A 26,274-nucleotide genomic window follows, 5' to 3' on the forward strand; every position below is an offset into this window, starting at 1 on the left:
GAAAAGCTTAAATTAGCAAGATGAAAGTTAACCAATTGTTCATTCTTGCGGCGATATGCCTTGGGAGCTGTGCCAAGAAAGAAGAAGCCATCTCCCCGACCAAGGGAAATATCTCTGAGTCAATCTATGCATCAGGCGCGATTAAATCGGCAGACCAATATCAAGCGTTCGTATCTGTCAGCGGAATCATTGAAGAAATCTATGTCAAAGAAGGGCAAGAGGTCGAGGTAGGTACTCCCCTGTTAAGAATCTCCAACGAAACCCAAAAGTTTAATTTGGAGAATGCGAAACTCTCCGCGGATTTCAACGATTTGGCCAATAACCAAGGTAAATTAATCGAGGCTGATGCATTATTACAGACAGCTAAAGCCAAATTGAGATTGGATTCAAGCCTTTATGCGCGACAAAAAACACTTTGGTCCCAACAAATTGGTACCCGTATCGAATTTGAACAAAAAGAACTAGCATACCAAAGCTCAAAGACAAATTATCAATCCGCGAAACAAAGACTACTCGATATCAAACGTCAGATCAATTTCGCATCCGCGCAATCCAAGAAAAATGTACAGATTTCAGCACGTCAAACGGATGATTTCATTCTAAAAAGCAAAGTAAAAGGTACCGTATTTAATCTATTAAAATCGAAAGGAGAATTAGTCAGTCCTCAAACGGCTATTGCGGTTTTGGGAAATACCAGTCAATATGTCCTAGAACTTCAAGTTGACGAGAATGACATCTTCGATGTTCGTTTAGATCAAACAGTCGCAGTCACTTTTGATGCCTACAAAAATCAAGTCTTCGAGGCAAAGGTGAGTAAAATAGCCTCGATCATGAATGAACGCAATAAGACCTTTTTAGTGGAAGCCTTATTTACCAAGGCACCCCCCAAACTTTATCCCAACGTCACTTTTGAGGCAAACATCTTACTCCGAAATCGAGCCAATGTGTTGATCCTACCTCGAAATTATTTGAAAAACGATTCCCTTGTCACCTTAGAAAGTGGTGAAAATAAAGTAGTCAAAATTGGCCTCATGGATTTCCAAAAAGTAGAAATTATCAGCGGTCTCACGGAAAAAGACTTGGTCGTTAAACCGAAGTAATGAATATCAAATTAATCGTTCAGGTTTCAATTTCCCTGCTTTTAGCAAGATGGAAACAAACATTGGTCGCTGCCATCGGCGTGACCTTTAGTATCACCATGTTCGTGACATTGCTAGGCTTCATGAACGGTTTGAACGATTTACTGGATGGCCTCATCATGAACCGTACCGCACATATTCGCTTATACCACGACATCAATGTTTCCAAGCAACAACCCATTGATCTATTACAACCTCAATCGCAAAATTTTGTCCATTCCCTCAAACCCAAGAATCAACGACTGGAGATTTACAATAGTGGACAAATCATGCAGGCGATCCAACAAGACCCGCGGGTATTAGGAGTTGCTCCCAAAATTAATGCACAGGTTTTCTACAATGTGGGAACGATCGATTTAACGGGGGTCATTAATGGCATTGATCCCGACGAGGAAAATCGTTTATTCATGTTCAACGATTATGTCACGAAAGGCAATTACCTCGACTTAAAAAACATTCCCAATAGCATCATTTTAGGAAAAGGGGTAGCTGATAAAATGGCTGCCAATATCGGGGATGTCATTCAAGTAACGACCAGCAAAGGGGAGCGAATGCAATTAAAGGTTGTCGGCATATTCCAATCGGGCCTCCAAGACCTCGACAAAGTTCAAAGCTACTGCTCAATCAGCACCACCCAAAAAATGCTCGGGGTTTCGAATAACTACATCACCGACATCCAAGTCAAATTAAAAAATATCTTGGATGCTCCTGACATGGCAATTGAATATCAAAAGACCTATGAGACGGATGCGATTGATATCCAACAAGCCAATTCACAGTTTGAAACAGGAAGTTCAGTACGAACAATTATTTCGTATGCCGTAGGCGTTACGCTGTTAGTGGTTGCAGGTTTCGGGATCTATAACATCCTGAATATGATGATTTACGAGAAAATGGATTCCATCGCGATCATGAAAGCCATTGGGTTTTCAGGAAGGGATGTGAACATGATCTTCATTTTCATTGCGTTAAGTATTGGTGTTTTTGGAGGAATGTTGGGTTTGTTGACCGGATATGGGCTTTCTAATATCATTGATAACATACCTTTTAATACGGAATCCCTCCCGACCATCAAAACCTACCCAATCAATTATAACCCGACCTTTTATGTGATTGGTGCCGTATTTTCCATCGTAACCACTTATTTAGCGGGTTATTTTCCTTCGCGAAAGGCAAGTAAAATAGATCCTGTTATCATTATCCGAGGTAAATAACATGACACACATTCATAAAGAAGTTTTACGGGCCGATAACATCACCAAATACTTTCATGATCCCATGACCGTAAAGGTATTGGACAATATTAGCTTCAGCCTTACGCAAAGTGAATTTGTATCGGTCATTGGAAAATCAGGTTGTGGAAAATCGACACTCTTATATATTCTTTCCACTATGGATACCGATTACGAGGGTCAATTACACATCGATTCGATGTTAATGGGAGATAAAACGGAGAAAGAATTAGCACGCGTTCGCAATGAAAAAATCGGTTTCGTCTTTCAATTTCACTACTTACTCAATGAGTTCAACGTGCTAAATAATGTCATGCTTCCCGGATTAAAATTGGGTAAGTACAGCGAAAAAGAAATCGAGCATCGGGCCTATGAAAAACTGAAGGTTTTGGGCATTGAGCATGAAGCCCTGAAAATGCCCAACCAATTATCGGGAGGTCAAAAACAACGGGTGGCGATTGCTAGAGCTTTAATTAATGATCCCGTACTGATTATGGGCGATGAGCCGACGGGAAATCTGGATAAGAAAAATTCGGATATCGTTTTTCGGACCTTTCAACAACTCGCAGAAGAATTCCATCAGACACTTTTGATTGTTACCCACGACAACGAATTCGCCAATAATACCTCTCGGATTATTGAAATGCAAGACGGGAAAATTATCAATTAAGTTATTCCTTGACGATAGCAGCAACGAAAGGCTTGCCTTTTTGCAGCACGTGGATAATGTATTTTCCTTGACGGAAATTCTGAAACTCCGTTAAATTAATCTCAGATATCTTAGCTGGATAGGTTTCCTGCCACATCGAACTTCCCACGATATCATAGATAGCCACATAGGTTGGCATCGTACTTTCTTCCGAGAACTCAATGCGCAATTTGTCCTTGAATGGATTAGGGAAAACCGTAAAGGTGATCGGATTCTCAACAGAAGTTTGAATCTTCAAACCAGAATTCTGAATACTTTTGGCTAATAAATTAGGCTGCTTAAAGCCCTGACGCATCGTAATACCTTGTTGGACCGTCGTACCCGCAATCACACTCGCTTGCCCAACCACATGGGAATAATATTTACCATTAATCTGTTGGGTAACACCACCAGCCGCGATGGTAGATGAGGTGATTTTCTGTGCCATCAATGACGTCACAAACAAGCAAAGGACACAGATTAAGGCGATATTTTTCATTTTCTGGAACTAGATTGGGCCAAAGTTACAAATTAATTCTAACCTGCGATGTATTTGCCGAAAGGTATTCGTCGCAACACCCAAACAATCACACCGGATATTCCCAAGCAAATGAAAGCCGTTAAAGGAATGCCAATGCTCGGATGCCACATGGCGCCATAGACCTTGATGCGAACTAAATAAAACAACACAATGATATGCACCAAGTAAATTCCATAGCTATGCGAACTGATCCAATCACGGATGGGAGTCATACCAGGAATCGTTCCTTCGTAGGCTTTAAACAGCATAAATAAACCCACTGTCGACATCACCACACTCGGCGAGAAATTGGCATAGAGTAAACCAAAGAACTTTTTGTCCTCGATCGACTGAAGATAGGTCCCCTCCATCGTCCAGGCGGTTCCCATTAAAAACAGAACCCAAGCAAGCATCTTGGAAACAGGGCGAGTGGCAACATAATAGCCCAAAACTAAATATCCCAAATAACCCGTAAAATAGGGCAACTTAACCGGTAAACTGTAACCCGGGAAATGCGGATTATCGAAGAGAATCGTCAAAAGCCACATGCCTAAAAAGAACTGTAGCTGTGATTCTTTGGCTTGACGAACCCAAGTACCGATGATCGGAATAAACAGATATACCCCCACGATCATGTAGATATACCAAAAATGATAGGATGCCCCATCGAAATATTGTTTGAAAATCCATTCGATACCTACCGACCTGCCGCGGAGTCGGACCTGCCAATTAAACAGCGCGAATATTCCATTATAGAATAAAAAGGGAACGATGATTCGTTGGAAACTCTTTTTAAAGAACGTCGCATATTCCTCTTCGCGGGGTAAAAGCAAGGCCCCAGACAACATAACAAAAATGGGCACAGCATAGCGAAAACCTCCATTATAGAGATTCGCAAACCACCAGGCTGAATCCGGGATTTTCCCAAAGCTCAATAAGACATTCGCGGCCGAGTGAATCAACAATACCGCAATGGTTGCCGTCACACGAAGATTATCAAGGTATTGAACTTTGGAGGTGGCCATCAATAAAAAGGTTGTTTATAGAAGCGTTTTTTGGTTGCCGCATAGATCGCATTGGCGATCGAACCTCCGGTCGGTGGTAAAGCTGGCTCCCCTAAGCCCGTTGGGCTGATTCCATTATTCACAAAATACGCATCTATTTTTGGAATTTCATTGCCACGAATCATTCGATAGGCATTAAAATTCGTCGGACTCGTAACCCCAGCCTGTAAATTCAATTTGGCAAACATCGCATGGCCCATCCCGTCAATGATCGCACCTTTAACCTGGTTTTCTGCGCCACTTAAGTTAATCACCTCGCCGCAATCGGTCACGGCGGTAATTTGAGTAATTTGAGGCTTACCGTTTTTCATCTGCACATCGGCCACTTGCGCCACATAGGAGAAGTGCGAATAATATACGCTAAAGCCTTGATGTACGCCTGGTTTCTTCTTCCATTGCGACTTTTCGGCAGCCTGTTTGATTACCTCGGCGAAACGATCGGGTTCGTAGGTAATTTTTCCAACCGGATTTGTTTTCACACGGGCCAATAAATCCAAACGCATTTGAATCGGATCCTTCCCTGCCGCCTCAGCGACCTCATCCAAAAAGGCTTGCTCCGCAAATCCCAAGAAATTAGTGATGGGTGCACGCCATGGACCTGTGGTAACGGCCGACTTCTGGTCGAAAGATTCCACTAAGACATTTTCAATTGCTCCCACCGGGAAGTTATCCTGACGCGTGGAATTCCCTGCATTCAAGCCAACTCCTCGCAAATAAAATGCTGTTATATTTCCCTTGGCATCGATACCCGCTTTAAAATGATAACGAACTGCCGGACGGTAAACACCACCTCCCATATCATCCTCACGCGTCCACATGACCAAGACCGGTTTCTTAATGAGGCTCGACAATTCCGCAGCCTCCAGGGCAAAATCATTATTCAAGCGACGGCCAAAGCCACCCCCCATCTTTGTCAATTCCACCTGAACCGTATTCTCAGGAACACCTAATAATGTCGCCACCGCCTTTTGCGCCGGTTGGGGCACCTGCGTCGGTCCCGCCAATACCACAGAACCCGGCTTCACATCCGCAAAAAAGTTCATCGGCTCCATCGGGCTGTGCGAGATGAATGGACATTCATAGGTCGCCTCAATCACCTTGGCAGCTTCCGAAATTGCCTTGGCATAATCACCATCTTTGCGCTGAACAATTGCCTTGTCGGATTTCATACCTGCCTCAAACCATTCTTGATGCGTATCGTTACTCTCTAAGGCAGACTCCGACGTATAGGAACAAGTTAAATTTTGACGCGCTTGTAGAATTTCATAGGTACTCGTACCCACAATCGCCACCTTATTTTTAAAGGAAACCACATCAATGATTCCGGGCATTTTCTTCACATCATCCGCCGAAAAGGACTTCAACGTCGCCCCAAATGGTGGACGGACAATCTGAGCGAACACCATTCCCGGCTTCCGAATATCCAATCCAAAAACAGGTTTACCTGTTACTATGGACCGATTATCCACACCACGAACCCGTGTTCCAATGATCTTATAATCCTTGCGATCCTTAAAGGTTACCGTCGCGGGAACCGGTAATTTCGCTGCTTCTTCAGCCAAAGAGCCATAAGATGCCTTTTGTCCAGCAGGCCCTAGCACAAATCCTTTGGAGGTCTTGCAAGTGGATACATCCACATTCCATAGCTTAGCCGCCGCCTGCATCATCATCTGACGCACACTCGCTCCTGCTTTGCGTAAACGCTCCCAGGAATGTTTCAATGCTCCTGAACCACCCGTCAATTGACGCTCGAAATTCTGTGTATCTAAATTAGCCTGCAGCACTTCCACCTGACTCCAATCCACATCCAATTCCTCGGCCACTACGACTGGAAAAGCAGTCTTAATTCCCTGGCCAATCTCTGGATTCGGCGAATATAAGCGAATTTTTCCCGAGGAATCAATGCTCAAAAAGGCATTGAAACGACCCGGTTCGCTGGCAATAGCCATCGTAGAACCCTTCGATTCAAACCAATCAAATCCAAGCGTAAATACACTCGTAAATAGCGCTGTCTGTTGTATGAAATTTCTCCGTGTCGTTTTCATTTCTTGGTCTTTTTTGAGGCTAATAAAACGGCTTCTTGAATGCGGTGGTAGGTGCCGCACCGACAAATATTTCCGGCCATGCCATCGACAACATCTTGTTTTGTTGGCTTCGGATTCTTCTTCAATAAAGCTGCGGCAGTCATGATTTGACCCGCCTGACAGTAGCCACATTGAGGCACATCCAATTCATCCCAAGCTTGTTGGACCGGATGATTTCCTGCCGGATCCAATCCCTCGATCGTCGTAATCTGCGCATTTGCAACCGCTGAAATGGGCAAAACACAAGAACGTGTCGCCTCGCCATTTACCCAAACGGTACAGGCACCGCATTGCGCTATACCACAACCGTATTTGGTACCCAATAATCCGACATGATCCCGAAGTGCCCACAAGAGTGGCGTGTTCGGATCGATATCCAAGCTGACCTTTTTTCGATTAATCGTCAATGTGATTGCCATGGCCTATTTTTTCTTTTTGATAATTTCCGTGATACGTAGGTTCCTAAACTTTAAAGGCGAACCATGTCCTAAAAACCCAATATGTCCTGATTTGTTTAACAAACCTGGATGTTCTTTATGATCCGGCGTTCCGCTTTTCGTGGCCTGAATAAGATCGCCATCCGTAATAACCTCCCCATTCAAAATCACCTTGATGTGATTTCCCTCGGCGATTACCTCTTCCTCATTCCACTCGCCCACCGGCTTCAAGAAACCTTGTTTGGCCGGGATAATTCCATAAACCGAACCATGGTATTGATAAGGTTGTAATTTAGCATACATCGGAGAGGTATTGTCCAATATCTGTAATTCCATTCCCACATAAGCTGCATCACCCTCCAAAGGCGTACGAATGCCTAGACCATTGTTGGCCCCCGGGGTCAACTGAAACTCAAACTTCATATGGAAATCACCGTATTCTTTTTTGGTATACAAATTACCCTTTCCTCCCCTTTTCGGATCCACGACCAACTCTCCATTTAACGGATAATAATCCGTCGTATTTCCCGTCCATTCAAATAAAGATGAACCATCAAACATGGGCTCAAAGCCAACTTCCTCGGGGTTATAGGCTGCCTGGGGAGTTAATTCCTTCACGTAAATATTTCGGTAAACAATGTGATTTCCATGCGCTTGCAACTCGATGGCATCCTTGATGAAAATCGGAAGTTTACGATCCCAATAATTCTCCAAAATCACGTTATCCACAACCTGCTCCCCATTTAGATAAACGGAAACACGCTCGCCGCGCATCGTAATGCGGAAGGTATTCCACTCCCCAACCGGATTATCCGCCACCTTTATGGGGTTTTTGGGATTGATTTGATTGTTGTACAAACCACCTGAACCTACTTGGGCACCCACGCGTGTTAATGCGATATCCCAAATTTGAACTTGCGGAGAACCGCGCAAATAAATTCCGGCATCTCCTTCCTTTTCGATTTTCCAATCGATATACATCTCAAAATCTTGGTAATCCTTGGCTGAACATAAATTATCACCATGCCCCGTGAAATGCAATTCCTCTCCCTGAGCAATCCATCCCTTATGCATGATTGAATCCGCCTTGACTTGCTTCATGGCTAAGGTATCCGCCGACATCTTCCGACGCTTCACCGGATTATCCACCAAGCCCTTCCATCCACGCAAATCGATTCCATTGTACATCGTGTAAAACCCACGACCCGGATTACTTTTCATCACCTGATCCCGAATCGCCGCATCACTAATCTGCCACTGATTTTCCAAGGCCCACTCCTTCGTCATGATACCTTGGAACTCCGGATTCGCCACATAAAGTGCTGCCAAAGCATCCACTGCAATTTGCTTAACGTTGGGTTCTTTCAACCCTAGGTAGAGCGTACGCATCGCCGACAAAGAATTACACTTCGCCAAGCCGCGGTAAATTTGCTCCCGAGTATCTAAATTCTGCGTTAAATCCAACGCATTGCGATACCGCAAAACTTGTTGGTCCACATTCGCAAACGCCCTTCCATTAACCCGAACAAAAGCCTGTAACGCATCCTCGTCTTTGTTGTTTTTAGCCAACGCATACAACCAATCCAAATTCGCCACTTCCTGCACGAAAGGGATCCAATTGGCCTTTTGTTTAGCCGCCAAAGCAAATGCGGTAATCGTTGAATTCCGCGTTCCATCCAATTTAATCAATTGGGTTAAGCAAGTTTGTAAGGCTTTAACCTCCGAAGCAGCACTTGCGACAGATAACTTTTCAGCGATCAGATCAAAGTCTTTTAGCTCCACCCATTTGGAAAGATTTGCAAAACCTGCCGCTCTTTCAGGATAGTTAGACTGCACCGATCGCCAAACTAGGGTCTTTACTTCAGGCCATTGCCGACCACTTCCATAAGTCAATAAAACAGTTTTTTGCGCGAGCGTCGACTTATCAAAACCCGCAATTTTGGACTTCATAAAATCATTCGCCGAAAGACTCACGCTCAAATCCGCAATTTTCTGTGCGTCTACTTTACTATCTAACATATCCCAAACCGCGGGCAAGCCTTTCGCCCCCTGAATCTGTAATTGAGAAATAATCTGTTCCGTCTTGAAGCCGGAGTTTTGAATCAAAGGCAAGGCCCAAGTAGCCTTGTAGGTGCCCACCGCCTTGACAAATGCTTGTTGGTGCGCCGCATCCCAACCCTTCAACGATACCCCAAAGCGCGGTTTCGCCATCAAATGCTTTAAGATAAATTCCCTAACCTGCGGTTTTGACTTGGAATATTGTTCCAACAAGATTCGCTCATCTTGTTTGGCAATAAATCCAATGATTTGAATCTGGGTCGCCTCGGGCAAATCTGCCCGTAAGAAGGCACGTAGTTCCGAAACATTTTTCGAATTAGCCAAGATAAATGCCTCCGTGGCTTGGGTTGGCTCATACACTCCTTTGCTCGCAATTGCCGCCGCTTTGAGGGCTGGCGTGGCTCCTTGGGTGCGGAATTGGAGTTGCTTCTCGCGGGAAGATTGTGCGAGGGCTTGCCAACTAACTAATAAAAGGACTAAATATTTCATATCGTTTAGAGAATATAAGGTGCACGCATCGGTTGATTAATCAGGCTATTCGCCTCAGGGTCGCCAATAAATTCTTGCTTTAGGGGATCAAACTTCAAATTGCGGTGCAAACGCATCGCGATCAATCCCATGTTGATGAGTGTACAAGAACGATGTCCATTCTCCTCATTTAAGGCAAATTGCGTCCGATTTTTCACCGAATCCACGAAATCAATTTGTTGGGCCGGCGGTTCAGGAAACTCAGCAAGTTTACGTTCCAAATCAGGTATATCTGATTTAAAATTTCGGTATAGTTTTCCTTTGGGTCCTTCGATATAAGCAACCTTCTCGTCTTTGGCTTCGCCATCTAACACGATCTGGCAACCATCCGCATAGGTGTAGGTAATTCGATTGAAAATACCCACCGCATCTTTGTCTTGCACGGGTGCATCTACTTCGACATACACGGGGCTTTCATTGTCTTTGCCCAGCATGTATTGAATGGGATCCATGTAATGTTGGCCCATATCCCCCAAAGCACCCCCATCGTAATCCCAGTAACCGCGGAAGGTTTGATGGGTACGGTGGACGTTGTAAGGTTTGTAAGGAGCAGGCCCTAACCAAGCATCGTAATCCAATTCAGGCGGAACGGGTTGGGGCGTCAAATCCGTCTTCCCTACCCAGTAAAACTTCCAATCAAATCCGGTATGCTTGCTGACCGTAAATTTCAAAGGCCAACCCAATAATCCGGAATCAACCAATTTCTTCATCGGTTTTACCGGGCAATTCAACCCATAAAAATTCCCTTCAAAACGGAACCAGGTGTTCAAACGGAAAATCCGTCCATGTTGCTGGATCGCTTCTTTTAGCTTCTGTCCTTCCCCAATCGTCCGTGTCATCGGTTTTTCGCACCACACGTCTTTCCCGGCACGGGCAGCGTCAGCCGCCATAATTCCATGCCAATGCGGCGGAGTAGCTACGTGAACAATATCCACCTCGGGCAATTGAATCATTTCGCGATAATCCGAGAAGGCTTTAACCCCTTTCTCTACTTTATCTAAACCAAGTTGGAGATTTTTTTTGTCGACATCACACAAGGCTACCAGACGCGTACCGGCATAAGGAATGTGCCCACGGCCCATGCCACCGGTTCCGATGATGGCTTTGGTAAGTTGGTCTGACGGCGCAATAAAGCCTTTTCCGAGTACATGACGCGGCACGATACTAAATGCCGCGAGGGACAGGACGGACTGTCCAAGGAATTTTCTTCTGGAGACTGACATAATTGAATAGGTTTGAAAATAAATATAAGAAATATTTAGTTAATCCTAATCCGGTCTCCTACCTGTAAGGCTTTTGATTTGTGCCGACTATTTCTTCGAACTAAAGCGTCAACATTCAGTTTATATCGCTTCGCAATACTAAAAAAGCTTTCTCCTTTCTTCACTCGATGATACAATATTTCAACTGGAGGTATAGAAACTAATGTATCCTTGTTGAGGCTAGCTACAACTATATTACGAACCAATGCGTTAGCCTGTGCCTCCACCCGAGTTTTGAGATTGCTTAGATCCCAATTGGGCTGCAATTGTCCAAGCAGGGCCAACATAAATAAGTCGGCCTGTAACTCATACCCCGCCTTGTTCAAATGCAATTTATCTTTTAAGAAATAGTTGTGTTCAATCCAGGGCTGATAAGAACCAAATCCACCCATGACCTTATTCATGTCATAGAAAGCGCTTTTTACGTTCGAAAGTCCTTGAATCACCTCGACTTGCTTAGGCGGAATTCGGTTTTGGCTCCGTGTATCTGGTGGGCTCGTAAGCAGTATGGCTACAGAAGGTAATATTTGTCGGATTTCATCGATAAAACGAGATACCTGATTGACAAAAACAGCGGAATCAAAATTCGTGTTATATGCCTCATTGGTTCCATAGGAAAAGATTAACAAATTGGGATTCAATAATTTTAATTGCTCTCTCCAACTTTTACTACGATAAATCAAGTGTGAAAATTGTGCCCCTGCAACTCCCAGTGCATGATAATCCAAGCTACCTTGGGAATTGACCAATTCGATGCCATGCAATTGAAAGCTTTGGTCCAGGCTGTCTTTTTTAAGAAGCTTTAATTCAAATTGATCAAATCGATTTTTCGCAACAAAATGAGCAAAACCCATTTTATGATCCATTTGAGTAAAATTCAATAGGTTGAAATTATCCCCCAAATCTGGAAAAAAAGATAAACTATCGGAATTAAACCAAATCTTCACGCCCGCATAATTAGCCTTTGAGTCGCGCAGTTGGAAAGAAATCGATGCCGCGGAATCCTGTGTCATAACCGAATAACCTGTTAGACCAAGGTCTATTTTGGGGTTGGCTGAAAGAATCTTATCCCCAACCCAGTTTCCGCTGGCTTTGGATTTAAACCAAGGTCCATCGACACTTTTCGCCATCGAATAGGGAAAACTAATTCCAGTTCCCGTCAGTGGCATATACGCCGCGAAAACATCCCTAATTTTATTAGCGAAATGACCAATTTGAATATGCGAATCTCCTATGTGGACGATTCGAAAGGGTTCCTTGCCAATCGAATTTTTCAATCGGACGAGTGCTTGATCCTCAGTGATTTGATTACAAGGCATGCAAATAACAGTCGTGTCCGCCTGTCCCACAGCCGCATAAAAACCCAGCAGAAAAAATAGCAGCTTTTTCAAAATTGAAAATAGATAAAGGGTTGAACGACCTCGTCTTTAAACTGAATGATTACTTGTAAGGCAATTAAAAGAAAGAAAATCCAGAAGAACGATGGCACATAATACAATCGCTCAATACACCATTTTTTTATCGCAACGGGAATCAATACAATCACGAAAACGGCAATCAATAAAATTGAAATTTCAAATCGGGAATACCCAAAGCCGACGAAATCTTGCCAGAGGGTATGAGAGGAAATTCGTTGGATAATTTCGAGCGCAGCGGGGAAGTCGGCCGCCCGGAAAAAGATCCAACAAAAGGAAACAAAAAGGAAAGTTGCCAACCAACCCAAAGCACTTAGTAGCCAATGAACCGGAATTTTATCTTTGATCAACTTATGAAAACCTAAGGCTAATCCATGGGCTGATCCCCAGAAAACGAATTTCCAACTAGCACCGTGCCAGAAGCCCCCGATCAACATGGTCATCAACAAAAACAAATAGGTATTGAACTCCCCTTTGCGATTCCCTCCTAAAGGGATATAGACATAATCCCGAAGCCATGAGGAAAGTGAAATATGCCACTTACGCCAAAAAACAGTAATATTTGTCGAATTATACGGGTTATCAAAGTTCTCTTTCAATCGGTAACCCACTAACAAGGCTAATCCAATGGCAATGTCTGAATAACCCGAGAAGTCAAAGTAAATTTGAAAAGTATAAGCGAATACTGCGAGCAAGTTTTCAGCACCCGAATAGAATCCAGGATTCTCGAAAACCATGTCGACATACTTAGCCAAGTAGTCGGCGATGAATAATTTCTTAATCAAGCCTAATAGGATACGGACAAAGCTTTCCTTGAACACGAATGCATTTGGACGCGTGGGGTGATTGACCTGACCTAAGAAATCACTGGCTCGAACAATCGGCCCCGCTACCAAATGCGGAAAAAAGGTCATGTAAAATGCATAGTCAAGAAAATTCGAGGAAGCACTAAGTTGACCCCGGTAAACATCCACCAAGTAGGAGATGGATTGAAATGTGTAAAACGAAATACCAATGGGAAGAAATAAATCGACGAAATCAAAATGGGTCAACAAAAGTGTATTCGTATTCTCGATGAAGAAATTGGCGTATTTGAAATAAAGCAGAAACGAAAGACTGAACAGAATCGAAATGGTTGCGAGCAGTTTTTTAGAGACGCCTTCCGATTTTTGAATCCATTGGGCAAAAACGTAATCACAGGTGACCTGTGTGAGGAAAAGTAGCAGAAAAGGCCCACTGGATTTATAATAAAAAAACAAACTAAATGCGACTAAATAGAGCTTACGAACAATATTCCAGTCGAAAAGCAGGGCGTAAAAAAAGATAAAAACACCAAAAACCAACAGAAATGAATATTCCGTAAAAAACCAAGGCTCCTTGGTGGAATACAAAAACAGGTCCCATAAAATCTGCTCGAAAGGAATACCTTTCAATAGCTCAATAACCTCGATATTCGGCAGCATTCAGTATAATTGTTCTATATTTTTTAGGATAACCCGAATGTGGGGGTGGCATCATTTTGATTTTCCAACGAGCCGTTGTTTGTAACCAATTCGCAATGTTGGCCATCCAAATTCGGTAGCCAGCTAAAGAGGGATGGCGCCCATCCTGAGATTTGGGCAGCACCAAAGGCTTGGAAGAAAAGAAGGCTGCCGAGTCAGCCGCAGCCCGAAAGGCATCCGTCACGACAAAATCTTGCCCCCAGTTGGTTGGCCCTATCCACGCATAAGGTACCTTCCGTATCCTTTTTTGAAATATTCTCGCTAAGGCCCGACGGTTTGCCGCATCCTTAGCTAATACTTCATTTAAACCAAATAATACAAAAATATACGTTGGCTTATATTTTGCGATGATTTTCGAAATCGTATCTCCCCGAGCAAAATTTACAGATGTCGCGGAATACCATTCCACCGTAGCCACGAGTTTGTGGCCATTGCTCCGACAATAATCATTTAACACATTCTTAATTCCTCCGGCCTCTGAGTCACCTAAAAGTAAAATGCGATGGTGGGTCGAATCACTGGCCAACGAGTCAGATAGGATGGCGGGAGGTGGTATAGAAGTAAGCTCTTCAACCGCATTTGTGTCAGGAACCGTACTTATTTCTTGCTTACTTGTGTCGATTTGAACTATTTTTTCTTCAGAAAGAAATGTCGTATCAATCAGGCTTGTATCCAAGGAGGGTTCCACAAAGCTATCGCCTCCCCCAATCTTTTTTAATTCAAAACCACCGATAGAAAAAGTATTAGAAGAATAACTGTAAACATATAACAAGGACACAACAGCCATAAAACACAGTCCAGCCCAAACTAAATATCCCCTATTTGATTTCATTCACTACTTGATTGACGCGATACCTCGCTTGACTAATTTAATCCAAACCTTTCGATTTCCCGCGTAATTTGATTTGGCAAGCGCCTTAACCCAAACCATGGGATCGTTATTTCCTTTTAGTTTAGCATAAAACTTTTTTCTCGTGACTAATTCACAAAATGCGACGATACTATCCTCTGGCTTGGCATATTTAACATAGCTCGTTTTTCGTCGCTTCGAATATTTACCACGAATACCAAAATAGTTATTCAGTTTTTTGGCATGTTTGGATACGCCAAATCCGGATTCACAGACGCCAACGCCCAAAATTAAATCCGCCGGAATTTGATAATGTAGCGCAACTGAATCTACAAATTTACGGTATTTCGCTACATTTCCCGGTGGCTCCGCCATCACAGTAAACGAAATCAACAAACATAAAACATAGAATATTTTCTTCATCAAATAATGATTAAGGTTTAGGAATTTTAATCTTGTCACCTTCCTTTAACAGATCCTTTTCCGTTAATTTATTATACCTAAGCAAATCCTTGATTTTAATGTTATACTTTTTGGCTAGGCTGTAATAGGTCTCCCCTTTGCCTACTTTAATTTCCATCGGCTTGTTAACTGTCTCACTTTTATTTTGAGAAACTTGCTTTTTTTCAGTTGATGCTGTCTTAACAGCGATTTCTTTGGTAGGCGTTGATTCCTTTTCCTCAACAAGCACAATTTCTTCGGCAGCTTGTTTTTTCTTACTTGGCATCAACAAAACAGAATCCATTTTCACAACTTTCGCTACCGCGAGGGTATCTTTCTTTCTGCTTGCCTGAATAGATTTAGGCTTGCTGTCGACATATACACGCTTCAAATTCGAATCAAATATCTCGATATCCATCAATTTGTCTGCGGAAACTTGATCCTTCTCGAATTGATAAAGCCAATCATACATCTGTTTCGCATAGAATACACGCGCGAATTCACCATGTCCATAATTGGGAAAACTTGAAAAACGCGTCAAGTTCATCTCACAGCAACTTTGAATGGCATTATATACTTTCTCCGACTCAGCGTGCGGCACAGCAGCATCCTTCTTCCCATGCATAATCCAAAGGGGAACTTTCGCCAATGATTCTGCCATATTCACATTTCCTCCCCCACACATGGCCATAGCCGCTGTGACTTCCTCGGGATAAGTCCCTACGTAGTCCATGGTACCGTACCCACCTAAACTCATGCCAACCACATAAACACGACATTTATCGGTCGGATAATTTGAATGAACATAATCCATAATAGCCTTCAATTTGGGAGGAGACCAGGATTGTCCATGAGGAACCTGCGGAGCAATCACATACGCATCTACATTTCGACCACGATGTAAGATATCGTCGATAATCCCATATTGCTTAACCTTATTCAGATTATTTCCGGATAGGCTACGACCATGCAAAAACAAAATGACCGGTTTGATTTGATTATCCTGATTCGCCGGCTTATGTAACAAAAAGTTGTACGTATCCGACAAATGTGTCACCGAAAGAACCTCTTGCGCCGGGGCAATGAATCCTATGTGATACAAAATCAAAAATATAAATACACTAAAAAACTTCATTAAGCTGATTTCCAATGATCGTAATAACGAGTTCACGAAGAACTAAATGCGTCTCCACTTTATAAACTCCTTTAAAACGAAGGTATTTAAGCTTTTGGTATAAAAATCTGCTAGGATTTTCAACCAAAAGGAAGACAAGTTAGTCAAAAACTCATTCTTTCCCGACGAATTTATTAGCTTTTGCTAGAGTGTCTCCTGCAGTACAACGGTTAAACTGCGCGCACCATGTGCACCAATCACGAGCGATTGCTCAATATCAGCGGTCTTCGAAGGACCCGCTAAAAATAAACCAAATCCGGCATCCACATGACCTAATTCCTCGTATGCCGCATGCATGTGGGGAACTATTTTTTTAACATGTATCACCAAATGTTGACAGATAAACGGCGCGACTCGATGCGGCAAGGCCTCTTCTTTCAACCAAATCGCCCCATTCTCCGCCACACCAAATTCCCCATCAATCTCCAACACCTCAACTTCCTCCAAGCTCAATCCATCCAAGGTCTTATCATAACGTCTTTGCCCTGGGAACAAGTCCTCCAGTTCATTCTGCGTCACGACCCGCGCACCCACCACTTCCAACGAGGCGCGAAAATCAAATTCAGTCGAAGCCCCCTGAAAAACGCCAGGATGCTCCACCTTCGCCAAGGGCTTAATCTTATTCAATATGTCATTGCGTACACTCATCGTTTCTGATACCATTCTTGAAAACTTTGCTTCGGTGCCTCCGGCATCTCCCGTTGCTTATACCAAGGATTTAACCGCGTATTCAACAATCCAGCGAATCGTCTAAGCAACGAACCACCCAATCGATATATGGCAGGGCGAGCCAATACAAAGGCCATCAATTTCATTCCAATCGATTTTGAAGCCGGCGCTAACCCTTCTGCCATCAAATCCTGACGCCAAAACCACAATTGCTCATGGATATTGATTTTTACCGGACACACATTTGAACAAGAACCGCACAAAGTACTCGCATAGGGTAAATCCACATTCGCTTTCTTATCAATATTCGGTGCCAAAATTGATCCAATAGGGCCTGCCACCGGTTGGTGATAACTATGCCCCCCACTCCTTCGATACACAGGACAAGTATTAAAACAAGCCGCACAACGAATGCACTTCAAGGAATTCTTGTATTTCGGATCGGCTAACTGACGTGTCCGACCGTTATCCAACAACACGATGTGCATCTCCTGACCTTCCTGCGGCTGATGAAAATGGGATGAATACGTCGTGATCAATTGCCCCGTCGCACTTCGTGCCAGCAAGCGCAAAAATACAGCAAGGTCCTTGCGCTGAGGGATAATCTTCTCGATACCCATGCAGGCGATATGGACTTTTGCCAAATGTGCCCCCATATCCGCATTCCCCTCATTCGTACAGACCACAAACTCACCCGTCTCTGCGACCGCAAAATTCACGCCCGTAATGGCTACCTCAGAAGCCAAAAAGTGCCCGCGAAGGTGCTGACGCGCCGCTTCGGTCAAAAACTGAGGATCCTTATTTCCCTTAGGGGTTCCCAAATGTTGGTGAAAAGTCTCCCCCACATCTTCTTTTTTCAGGTGTATCGCCGGTAACACGATGTGACTCGGCGCCTCCTCCCGAAACTGCACGATGCGCTCCCCCAAATCCGTATCCACGACCTCGATTCCCTTTTTTGCCAGGTAATCGTTCAGGTGACATTCCTCGGTCAACATCGATTTACTCTTCACGAGTACCTTCGATCCTTGCGCCGCAATAATTCCATGTACAATCGAATTATGCTCCGCCGCATCCGCTGCCCAATGGACTTTAATACCATTCGCCTGCGCATTCGCTTCAAAGGCGACTAAGTAGTCCCCTAAATTCGCAAGTGTATGATCTTTTATCTGCGAAGCATACTCGCGCAAGGCTTCCCATTCTGGCAATACCTTCGAAGCCTTATCCCGTTTCGCACGAACAAACCATAAGGTCTCATCATGCCAATCCGTCCGTTCCGCATCTGCAATAAATTTCTCCGAAGCCTCCGCGTGATTAAGCATGATTCAAAATTTCAGCAATGTGTTTCACCTGTACTTTAGATCCCTGACGTCTCAAAATCCCCTCCATATGCATCAAACAAGAAGTATCCGCTCCCACAATGTATTCCACCGCATTCGCATCGTGTTCCCGGATTCGATCCTGCCCCATCTTGACAGAAACCGCTTCCTCCGAGACACAAAAAGTTCCTCCAAATCCACAGCACTCATCCTCCCGTGCCGGCATCAATACCTCCACACCCTCAACCAAAGAAAGTAAATCCTGTAATTTCGAGAAGGGTTTTTCATTGCGCTCCGACATCGAGCTTAAGCGCAATCCACGCTGCCCATGGCAACTCTGATGCAATCCCACCCGGTAGGGGAATTTTGCCTCTAACGATTTGACCTTCAACACATCCATCAAAAACTCACAAATCTCATAAACGGATTCGCGGATTTTCGCCGAAGGATGATGCTCCTTTAGATGCAAGACACAGGAACCCGACGGCCCAACGATGTAATCAAATCCCTCAAAATTATTCGTAAAATTCGTATCGCAACCCATCGTTTCAGACGCAAAGCCCGAATTAGCCATCGGTTGTCCGCAACATGTTTGATCCCTCGGAACGATGACCTCGCAGCCTAGTTTCTCCAACAATTCCAGACTCGCTACCGCTACCTGCGGATAGAATTGGTCAATGTAACATGGAACAAACAGCGCAACACGCATCTTAATATCGTTTCAATTGTATTAAATCCTTGGGTAATTCCCCGGAATAAACCATCAAGGCGGCTCCCAAGGCACTGGCCTGCGCTACCTCCGCGGCATAAACGGCCACCTCGGGTAAGGCATTTGCCAACAAGCGCATGTACCACTCGTTCTTGCTAAAACCTCCGTCAACCAGCAATTGTTTGACAGGGGCATCCTTTAGCAACAAGTTTAAACTGTAAAGCTGTTGGCCCACCAAATCTACCATGAATTGATCATACGCCGAAGCTAAATCTGGGAAATCAGCTAAATTTCTATCCGCAAATGCACATTCATAGACACTCGAAGCCAAGGGCTTCAATTCAAAGACGCGCTCACTGAACCGACAATCTCGAAAGGAGCCACCAAAATGTGCTTCCATTCTCGCCACCTGCTCCTCATGAAAATGCCCTCCAAACAAACGAGATGCCTTGACCGACTTACCATTCGGTTGCAAATAGCACAAGACATCATTCGCTAATTCATCTGCCGTCAAAGGCGACTCATTAAAGGGATGCATTGCGATGCACCAAGTACCTGTCGATAACAAAACAAAATCCTCCTCAACCGACCGCAAATGGGGAACCAAGGCCGCCGAGGAATCGTGAAGACCAAGGCCATAATTAATACCATCTATTTCAATATAAGAAGATGTACCCATCGGCGCGAGCTTATCCTGTATCTTAGAAACCCAAGGATGATACTGAGCCAAATCAAAATCCCATAAAGCCGTATGACATCCGATCGATGTTATTTCAGAAACGAGTTGGCCCGTAAATAAAGAAGCCAAGTAATTCGGAAAATGCAGGGCCTTAAATACCTCCGGCCAGAAAGACCGATGCATGCTCTCATAGACCTGTAAACCTGAATTTAAATTCCCCAAAATCGGCGATGCTGTTCTGCGCGCAAATTCCGCTTCGCCACCAAACTCCATGTATGGGAAAGGTTTCGAAACCGGTTTTAAGTAATTATACAAAGGCGCCACGGGATCCCCAGCACGATTCACATAAACAAAGGAGGCTCCATAAGCTGAAAAATTCAAGCCGATTAATTCGAATTCCGGCATTTGGCAGATCTCCGTAAAACTCGTCACAATCCATTGCTGGAGTGCTCCTAAATCTTCACAGGCAAATCCATCTTCATCCTCCATCTCCGGGAAAGTCTGCTGCTTTTCAAACACAATCTCGAACGAAGTATCCCAGAGAAAGACCTTCTTATTCGTCTTTCCAATGTCAAATACCGCGATGACTGGTGTCCTCAAACCCATCTTATAATCCCGTCGCTACTGTTTTGACGCCTCTCGACTTAATTAATTGATCCCGCATTTTCTCTTGACGGAACAAGGCAATTGGATCCAAAGCTCCACCTAGTTCCAGACGTGCTTGCGCCACTAAGGCACGAACATCCGTACGGAAAACGTCTTGTAAAATCTCTTGACAACGAACCACGTCATTCGCCTCACGTGCCGCTTCCAATGCCACACGATCCACCAATAATGCCTGGGCATAAGCGATTTGAATCGCTTCCACGGATTGCAATAAATCTTCCAATGGATCCTTCACATTGTGCGAAGCATCAATCATCCATCCCAAATCCTTTGCGTGGTTCATACCTTTGGCATCCATCCCATCCACCAATTCATTGAAAATCAAGAACAATTGATACGGCTTAATCGAACCCGCAGTTAAATCATCATCCCCATATTTCGAGTCATTGAAATGGAAACCACCCAATTTACCCTCCATCAAGAGAATGGAAACGATCTGTTCAATATTGGCATTCGGTAAATGATGTCCTAAATCCACCAAGGTCTTCGCCTGAGGTCCCAATTTATTCACCATGGAATAGGAGGCTCCCCAATCGCCCACTGTCGTCGAATAGAAATTCGGCTCATAGGCCTTGTATTCCAAATACAAAGACCAGTCGGCCGGTAAAGCCGCATAAATCTCCTTCAAACTATCCACCGTCCGCTCATAGGCCTTACGGAAATTCAATTGGCCGGGAAAGCAAGAACCGTCCGACAACCATACGGTCAAGGCTTTGGAACCCAGCTCAACCCCATGCTTAATCACCTCGATGTTATGATCAATTGCCTGCTTCCGAGTCGCCGCGGAAACATGTTGCAAGGATCCAAACTTATACGAATGTGCCTGATCAGCCTGATCCTGAAAGGTATTCGAATTCACTGCATCGAAGGCCAAAACATGTTGGGCCGCCAACGAACGAATGGCCGCCGGGTCCGTTGGGATATCCCACGGAATATGTAAAGAAATTGCACCCGAGGATTGATTCAATTGATGTAGCAAACCTACATCGGCAATCTTCTCCTCCAAATTACGCGGCTCGCCGCCGCCCGAAAAACGGCCGAAACGTGTACCTCCCGTGCCCAAGGCCCAGGAGGGAATTGCGATTTGAAAATCCTTTAATTTCTGTAAAATACTGTCCGGCAGGTTTATCTCAGATTTCAAAAAATCTAATCGGCGATTGTGACCAGCTAAAAGTTGATCATTATGGTTCGAAATATTCATGGTCTTATCTTAAAAATCCGGCGGCTACACCACCATCCACGTTTAAGGCATTTCCGGTCGACTTACTTAATAAGCCCCCCACAAATGCGAAACATGCATTAGCAATATCATCCGGTAAAATCGATTCATTTAAAAGGGTACGTTTCGCGTAATAGGCGGGCAATTCCTCCACGGTAATTCCATAGGCTTTGGCACGACCCTCGGCCCAGCCACCTGCCCAAATATTGGAATCTGCGATTACCGCATCTGGATTAACCGTATTTACGCGAATGTGATCAGGCCCTAATTCAGCAGCTAACAATCGAGTCATGTGTGCTTGCGCAGCTTTTGCGGAACCATAACCCACATTATTGGGTCCAGCCACGAAAGCATTTTTCGAAACGATATTCACGATATCGCCACCCAAACCTTGCTTGCGCATCACGGCAATCGCCGCTTGAGATACCAAGTATTGGCCCTTCACTAAAATATCATATAACTTATCCCAATCACCTTGGGTATGCTCTAAGATGCCTTTCGAAATCGAGATACCTGCATTGTTGACAATCAAATCCACCCCACCAAAATCCAAACAAACTTGCTTCATCGCCGCTTCAATGGAATCTTGATTGGTCACATCGGCAATCACCGTGGAAACAACATCCTTTCCAAATAATCCGATAAACTCTGCTTTCGCCTCCGCCAAACGATCCGCATTGACGTCATTCAAAATCACACAAGCGCCTTCTTGCGCCATCTTTTTGGCAATCGCTTTACCGATACCCCCACCTGAACCGGTGACAAAGGCAACACGACCGGAAAGGGCTTTCGGTTTTGGCATGCGTTGGAGTTTGGCTTCCTCCAACAACCAATATTCGATATCGAAGGCCTCCTGACGTGGCAAGGAAGTATACGACGAAATCGCCTCCGCACCTCGCATCACATTAATGGCATTGGTATAAAATTCGGCAGCCACGCGAGCGGTTTGCTTATCTTTTGCAAAGGTGAACATCCCTACGCCAGGGTATAAAATCACGACCGGATTCGGGTCACGCATAGCCGGGGAATTAGGATGTTTGCAAGCATCGTAATACGAGCCATACATAATCCGATAATCCTCAAACAAAGGTATTAAAGCCTCCGCAGAGACATCCGAACCCAATACCAAAGGCGAAATTTTCGTCCGTAAGAAGTGATCTGGACAAGAGGTTCCCAACGGTGCCAAACGATCCAAATCGTTTGAATTGATAAATTGCAAGACGCGTTCGTCATCCGAAAAATGACCCACCATTTGTACATGAGAGGAACAGAATCCACGCAAGACGGGGGCTAAAGCAGCTGCTTTCGCGGCACGCTCCTCCGCAGAAAATGATTCGATGCGTGCACCTCCGAAAACTGTTTTCGTTTTGGATTCGATGTACTCCGCGCATTTCTCAATGACCTCCAGGGTATTCACATAGCAATCGTAAGAGGTATCGCCCCAGGTGAATAAACCATGGGAGCCCAACATGATTCCACGCAATTGAACGCCGCGCGAAGCAGCTTCATCCAAACAGGCCTTCAACTGCAAACCCAAGTCGAAACCCGGACGTTGCCAACCGACCCAGCCGATTAATCCGCCGAAGAGCTCTTTCGTAATTTGCTCCCCATCCTTCGAAGCCGCGATGGCAATCGCCGCATCAGGATGCAAGTGATCGATATGTTTGAAGGGCAAGAAACCGTGAAGAGGTGTATCGATGGAAGGCGCTTTGGACGACAAATCAAAAATGCAATGATTGAACAATTCCACCATCTCATCTTCGTGCTCCATTCCACGGTATACATTCGTCAATGAACGTAAACGATCCACATACAAAGCCGCGCAACCCGATTTTTTCAGCGTACCAATGTCGCCGCCCGAACCCTTGATCCACATCACCTCGGTCTCGGAACCCGTCAAAGGATCCTTATCTTGAATCTTGACTGAGGTATTCCCTCCCCCATAATTGGTGATGCGAAGATCCGCGCCGAGGATGTTGGAACGATAAATAAATAGGTCAACTTCATTACCGGCTAGCGCCGCTGCTTGGGCATCATCCCAAAGGTAGGATACGTGTTTGTACATACTTGATTTATTTTTCTCAAATCTACATGGGCAAAAGAACCTAACCGTCCTATCCTACCTAGGGATAGTCAAATTATTTTTTCCAGCCTTTAGTGCATAACTTTTGCCCTTCCAAATAAATTGTCCGCTAACGGTTCCCGGCAACTCAATGGAAGCAGAACCAACCTGATAAGCAATTTTTATTTCTCCTTGCGGATGTGGTACGATTCCTTCTACTTCTTTGAGCTCACCTAAATGTGGCTCGATCTTCACATTAGCAAAGGCTGGCGCATCGGAATCGACACCCAGCACAATTCGGAAAAATTCAATATTCGGACTTGAACCCCAAGCATGGCAATCCGAACGGGAGGTGGAAATATCCGAGGTCTCCGCCCAGGTAGTTAATCCCATATCGAGATTCTCCTGCCATTTCCCTAACCAAGTCAGGTAGTCATTTCCCTTACCTGCTTTGGTTAAGGCCAAATGAAGGTAATACTTAAAATAGATTGACGCAGGTGCTAAATCCTTCTCTACCAATAACTTATCAGATACCCCGCCAGCCTCCATGCCCGACAAAATCGCCAAGGAATTCGCGTGCTGGGAATATTTATCATGCACTTCGGTATCGGCATACAATCCCCGAGCTGCATCCCAATACAATTTCCGAAGCACCGGTTTTAATGCCTTCACCTTTGCCTCATACCGCGCTGCTAATTCCGGGTAACCAAAATAACGCTCCAATTCTGCCGCATTTTGTAAGACCCAGAGGTATTGAAAATCGATGACCGAGGAACGTCCGGATGGGCCGACCGGCGCAATGCCACGAGGCCAAGCATTAACCCAATCTGAAAAAGTCCAATAGGGAACATTTTGCAAGGTTCCATCGCTGCCTTCAAATCGGGAAAAATAATCCAAAATACCCCGCATCCCGGCTAATTTATCCTTCAAGAAATGGGGATCTTTCCCATAACGCAAATAATCATGCAACATCCCGATGTACCAGAGCGAGAACGTGGGAATTTGTTGGTGCAAGTCGGTCGGATACCTACTCAAGGTAATCCCCTCCGCTATCCTCGAGTGATCCATGTGATCCAAGGCCTGTCTCACCAAACGCTCATCCCCTGCATAATACATACTTACCAGTGCCTGAATCCGCGCATCACCGATGTATTGCAATTGCTCATAATAAGGACAGTCCATGTAGGATTCCATGGCACAAAGGCGTGCGGTGCGAAAGCCGACATCCAGTAATTGAGGAATCAAGGCATTGTTGGATTTCAATGAAGCCTTAGCCTGAAAAGGGAAACCCGTAAACACGGATTTAAAATCATTCAAGGTCAAGGGTTCCGCCTCCGTCTTTACGGTCAGACGAACATAGCGAAAGGTACGGTAGGTCATCGTCTCGAAACGATGCGACGCGCCGTCGGCGATAAGGCTATCCTTACGGCCCAACCAGTATTTATCGGCAATTTCATTCCGATTACCCTTGTGATTCGGATTCTTAGTGGTATTACTTAAAGGCTTTTTCTCATACAAGCCCTCGGCATAGGTAAGACCAATTTTGGCGTCTTTACCTCCTTTGAAATCCAATTGCGGGTAGGCATTGGTCAGTACGCCCTGGTCAATCCAAAGATCGACGCTTGAGTTGGCTGGGATGGTCATCGCTTTGCCATGAATTAAATCCCCACCGCCTTGTCGGACCGATGCAAACCGTTGCTCCGTTAATTCCATGGGAGGAATCGCAGCGGGGTATAACATCCAACCGCGGGAATCGATGGCAGCACCCTTGGTTAATCCAGGGCCCAAAGATTTCGCAGAGATAAATGGAGACCAGGCTTTGGCATATTCTTGAGATTCTCCTTGTCCGGCCACATAATAACCCGGTACGCGGGGTTGTAGAGGCGTAATTCCTAAATTTTTGGAAGCAAGCCAGTCGCCGCCCGTGTTAAAAACGGCCTGACTCGGTTCGTCAGCTTGCAAAATAAATCCGGTGACAAAAGAGATTTGTGCCTCCGGTTTTCCCCTTCCCTCGTTCCAAACTAAGGCCTCTAACTGATTTTCGCCTGCTTTTAAATAAGGAGCAATATCCAAAGTCTCAAAGTTCCAGAAATACAAATCTCCGCGCGCAGGTCCTGCGGAAACCCAAGTACCATTCACGTAAAGTTTATAGCGGTTATCGCCGGAGACATGGATGAGGCATTTAGCAGGTTTCTCTTTCAAGCTTACTTTCTTCTGGAATTTATAGACCCCATAATCTTTCAGCGTCGCAGGATTATAAATACTTGCGGTGCCATCGGCGGAATAGGTTATCCATTGCGCCTTCCATGGCTTTTTCCATAATTCGGTTCGAATGTTTTGAGCATAGGCCAAAGGGCCAGCCAATAGCAGGAATAGAAAGATGTTTTTCATAGCATGTAGAGACGCGATACTTCGCGTCTAAAAAAAGTACAGACGCGATACTTCGCGTCTAAAAAAACGTAGAGACGCGATACCGCGCGTCTAAAAAAACGTAGAGACGCGATACCTCGCGTCTGAAAAAACGTAGAGACGCGATACCGCGCGTCTGAAAAAACGTAGA

Annotated in this window: 21 protein-coding genes; 3 read left to right on the top strand and 18 right to left on the bottom strand. The window is 44.7% G+C overall.

Going from position 1 to position 26,274, the window contains the following annotated elements; translation table 11 throughout:
• Positions 1 to 20 precede the first annotated feature (20 nt).
• Genes ACMH5P_RS09960 through ACMH5P_RS09970 form a run of 3 tightly spaced genes read left to right on the top strand, consistent with a single transcriptional unit; the run spans position 21 to position 3,041 of the window.
• Positions 21 to 1,100 (top strand): efflux RND transporter periplasmic adaptor subunit, encoded by a 1,080-nt coding sequence (locus ACMH5P_RS09960; RefSeq protein WP_459494222.1) that lies wholly within the window; start codon positions 21 to 23, stop codon positions 1,098 to 1,100.
• Complete coding sequence (locus ACMH5P_RS09965) at positions 1,100 to 2,353, top strand: ABC transporter permease (RefSeq protein WP_459494223.1); 1,254 nt, start codon at positions 1,100 to 1,102, stop codon at positions 2,351 to 2,353. Before ACMH5P_RS09960 ends, ACMH5P_RS09965 begins: the two co-directional genes overlap by 1 nt.
• A gap of 1 nt (position 2,354) precedes the next feature.
• Positions 2,355 to 3,041 (top strand): ABC transporter ATP-binding protein, encoded by a 687-nt coding sequence (locus tag ACMH5P_RS09970; protein WP_459494224.1) that lies wholly within the window; start codon positions 2,355 to 2,357, stop codon positions 3,039 to 3,041.
• A 1-nt stretch (position 3,042) separates the two neighbouring features.
• Here the strand turns inward: ACMH5P_RS09970 and ACMH5P_RS09975 are convergent, their stop codons facing one another.
• From ACMH5P_RS09975 to ACMH5P_RS10060, 18 genes are all read right to left on the bottom strand, one after another.
• Positions 3,043 to 3,558 (bottom strand): T9SS type A sorting domain-containing protein, encoded by a 516-nt coding sequence (locus ACMH5P_RS09975; RefSeq protein ID WP_459494225.1) that lies wholly within the window; start codon positions 3,556 to 3,558, stop codon positions 3,043 to 3,045.
• 38 nt (positions 3,559 to 3,596) lie between these two features.
• On the bottom strand, positions 3,597 to 4,604 hold the full coding sequence (locus tag ACMH5P_RS09980; protein WP_459494226.1) for an acyltransferase: 1,008 nt from the start codon (positions 4,602 to 4,604) through the stop codon (positions 3,597 to 3,599).
• Positions 4,604 to 6,688: a xanthine dehydrogenase family protein molybdopterin-binding subunit gene (locus tag ACMH5P_RS09985; protein WP_459494227.1), complete on the bottom strand. Its 2,085-nt coding sequence runs from the start codon at positions 6,686 to 6,688 to the stop codon at positions 4,604 to 4,606. Before ACMH5P_RS09985 ends, ACMH5P_RS09980 begins: the two co-directional genes overlap by 1 nt.
• Positions 6,685 to 7,146, bottom strand: a complete 462-nt coding sequence (locus ACMH5P_RS09990) for a (2Fe-2S)-binding protein (RefSeq protein ID WP_459494228.1) — start codon at positions 7,144 to 7,146, stop codon at positions 6,685 to 6,687. The genes ACMH5P_RS09985 and ACMH5P_RS09990 overlap by 4 nt, the downstream gene beginning before the upstream one ends.
• Before the next feature lie 3 nt (positions 7,147 to 7,149).
• Positions 7,150 to 9,711 (bottom strand): 3-keto-disaccharide hydrolase, encoded by a 2,562-nt coding sequence (locus ACMH5P_RS09995; RefSeq protein ID WP_459494229.1) that lies wholly within the window; start codon positions 9,709 to 9,711, stop codon positions 7,150 to 7,152.
• Positions 9,712 to 9,716: 5 nt separating this feature from the next.
• Positions 9,717 to 10,973 (bottom strand): Gfo/Idh/MocA family oxidoreductase, encoded by a 1,257-nt coding sequence (locus ACMH5P_RS10000; protein WP_459494230.1) that lies wholly within the window; start codon positions 10,971 to 10,973, stop codon positions 9,717 to 9,719.
• Positions 10,974 to 11,008: 35 nt separating this feature from the next.
• Positions 11,009 to 12,403, bottom strand: coding sequence for a LysM peptidoglycan-binding domain-containing protein (locus tag ACMH5P_RS10005; RefSeq protein ID WP_459494231.1), 1,395 nt, complete (start codon positions 12,401 to 12,403; stop codon positions 11,009 to 11,011).
• On the bottom strand, positions 12,400 to 13,890 hold the full coding sequence (locus ACMH5P_RS10010) for an MBOAT family O-acyltransferase (protein WP_459494232.1): 1,491 nt from the start codon (positions 13,888 to 13,890) through the stop codon (positions 12,400 to 12,402). Before ACMH5P_RS10010 ends, ACMH5P_RS10005 begins: the two co-directional genes overlap by 4 nt.
• Positions 13,865 to 14,761 (bottom strand): hypothetical protein, encoded by an 897-nt coding sequence (locus ACMH5P_RS10015; RefSeq protein ID WP_459494233.1) that lies wholly within the window; start codon positions 14,759 to 14,761, stop codon positions 13,865 to 13,867. Before ACMH5P_RS10015 ends, ACMH5P_RS10010 begins: the two co-directional genes overlap by 26 nt.
• Before the next feature lie 3 nt (positions 14,762 to 14,764).
• Positions 14,765 to 15,202: a glucosaminidase domain-containing protein gene (locus ACMH5P_RS10020; RefSeq protein WP_459494234.1), complete on the bottom strand. Its 438-nt coding sequence runs from the start codon at positions 15,200 to 15,202 to the stop codon at positions 14,765 to 14,767.
• A gap of 10 nt (positions 15,203 to 15,212) precedes the next feature.
• Complete coding sequence (locus tag ACMH5P_RS10025; protein WP_459494235.1) at positions 15,213 to 16,355, bottom strand: LysM peptidoglycan-binding domain-containing protein; 1,143 nt, start codon at positions 16,353 to 16,355, stop codon at positions 15,213 to 15,215.
• Between the two features lie 183 nt (positions 16,356 to 16,538).
• A complete protein-coding gene (locus ACMH5P_RS10030) occupies positions 16,539 to 17,042 on the bottom strand; it encodes a LutC/YkgG family protein (protein WP_459494236.1) in 504 nt (167 codons plus the stop codon).
• Entirely contained in the window at positions 17,039 to 18,382 is a 1,344-nt protein-coding gene (locus ACMH5P_RS10035) for a lactate utilization protein B (protein ID WP_459494237.1), read from the bottom strand. The genes ACMH5P_RS10030 and ACMH5P_RS10035 overlap by 4 nt, the downstream gene beginning before the upstream one ends.
• Positions 18,375 to 19,088, bottom strand: a complete 714-nt coding sequence (locus ACMH5P_RS10040) for a (Fe-S)-binding protein (protein ID WP_459494238.1) — start codon at positions 19,086 to 19,088, stop codon at positions 18,375 to 18,377. The genes ACMH5P_RS10035 and ACMH5P_RS10040 overlap by 8 nt, the downstream gene beginning before the upstream one ends.
• Position 19,089: 1 nt before the next feature.
• The gene (locus ACMH5P_RS10045) at positions 19,090 to 20,373 is read right to left on the bottom strand and encodes an FGGY-family carbohydrate kinase (protein ID WP_459494239.1); all 1,284 of its coding nucleotides are present in this window, start codon (positions 20,371 to 20,373) and stop codon (positions 19,090 to 19,092) included.
• Between the two features lies 1 nt (position 20,374).
• Complete coding sequence (locus ACMH5P_RS10050) at positions 20,375 to 21,634, bottom strand: sugar isomerase (protein ID WP_459494240.1); 1,260 nt, start codon at positions 21,632 to 21,634, stop codon at positions 20,375 to 20,377.
• Positions 21,635 to 21,638: 4 nt separating this feature from the next.
• Positions 21,639 to 23,717, bottom strand: a complete 2,079-nt coding sequence (locus tag ACMH5P_RS10055; protein ID WP_459494241.1) for a bifunctional aldolase/short-chain dehydrogenase — start codon at positions 23,715 to 23,717, stop codon at positions 21,639 to 21,641.
• A gap of 54 nt (positions 23,718 to 23,771) precedes the next feature.
• Positions 23,772 to 26,105, bottom strand: a complete 2,334-nt coding sequence (locus tag ACMH5P_RS10060; RefSeq protein ID WP_459494242.1) for an alpha-L-rhamnosidase-related protein — start codon at positions 26,103 to 26,105, stop codon at positions 23,772 to 23,774.
• Between the last annotated feature and the right edge of the window lie 169 nt (positions 26,106 to 26,274).

The sequence above is a fragment of the Aquirufa sp. 5-AUSEE-100C1 genome (assembly GCF_054558655.1).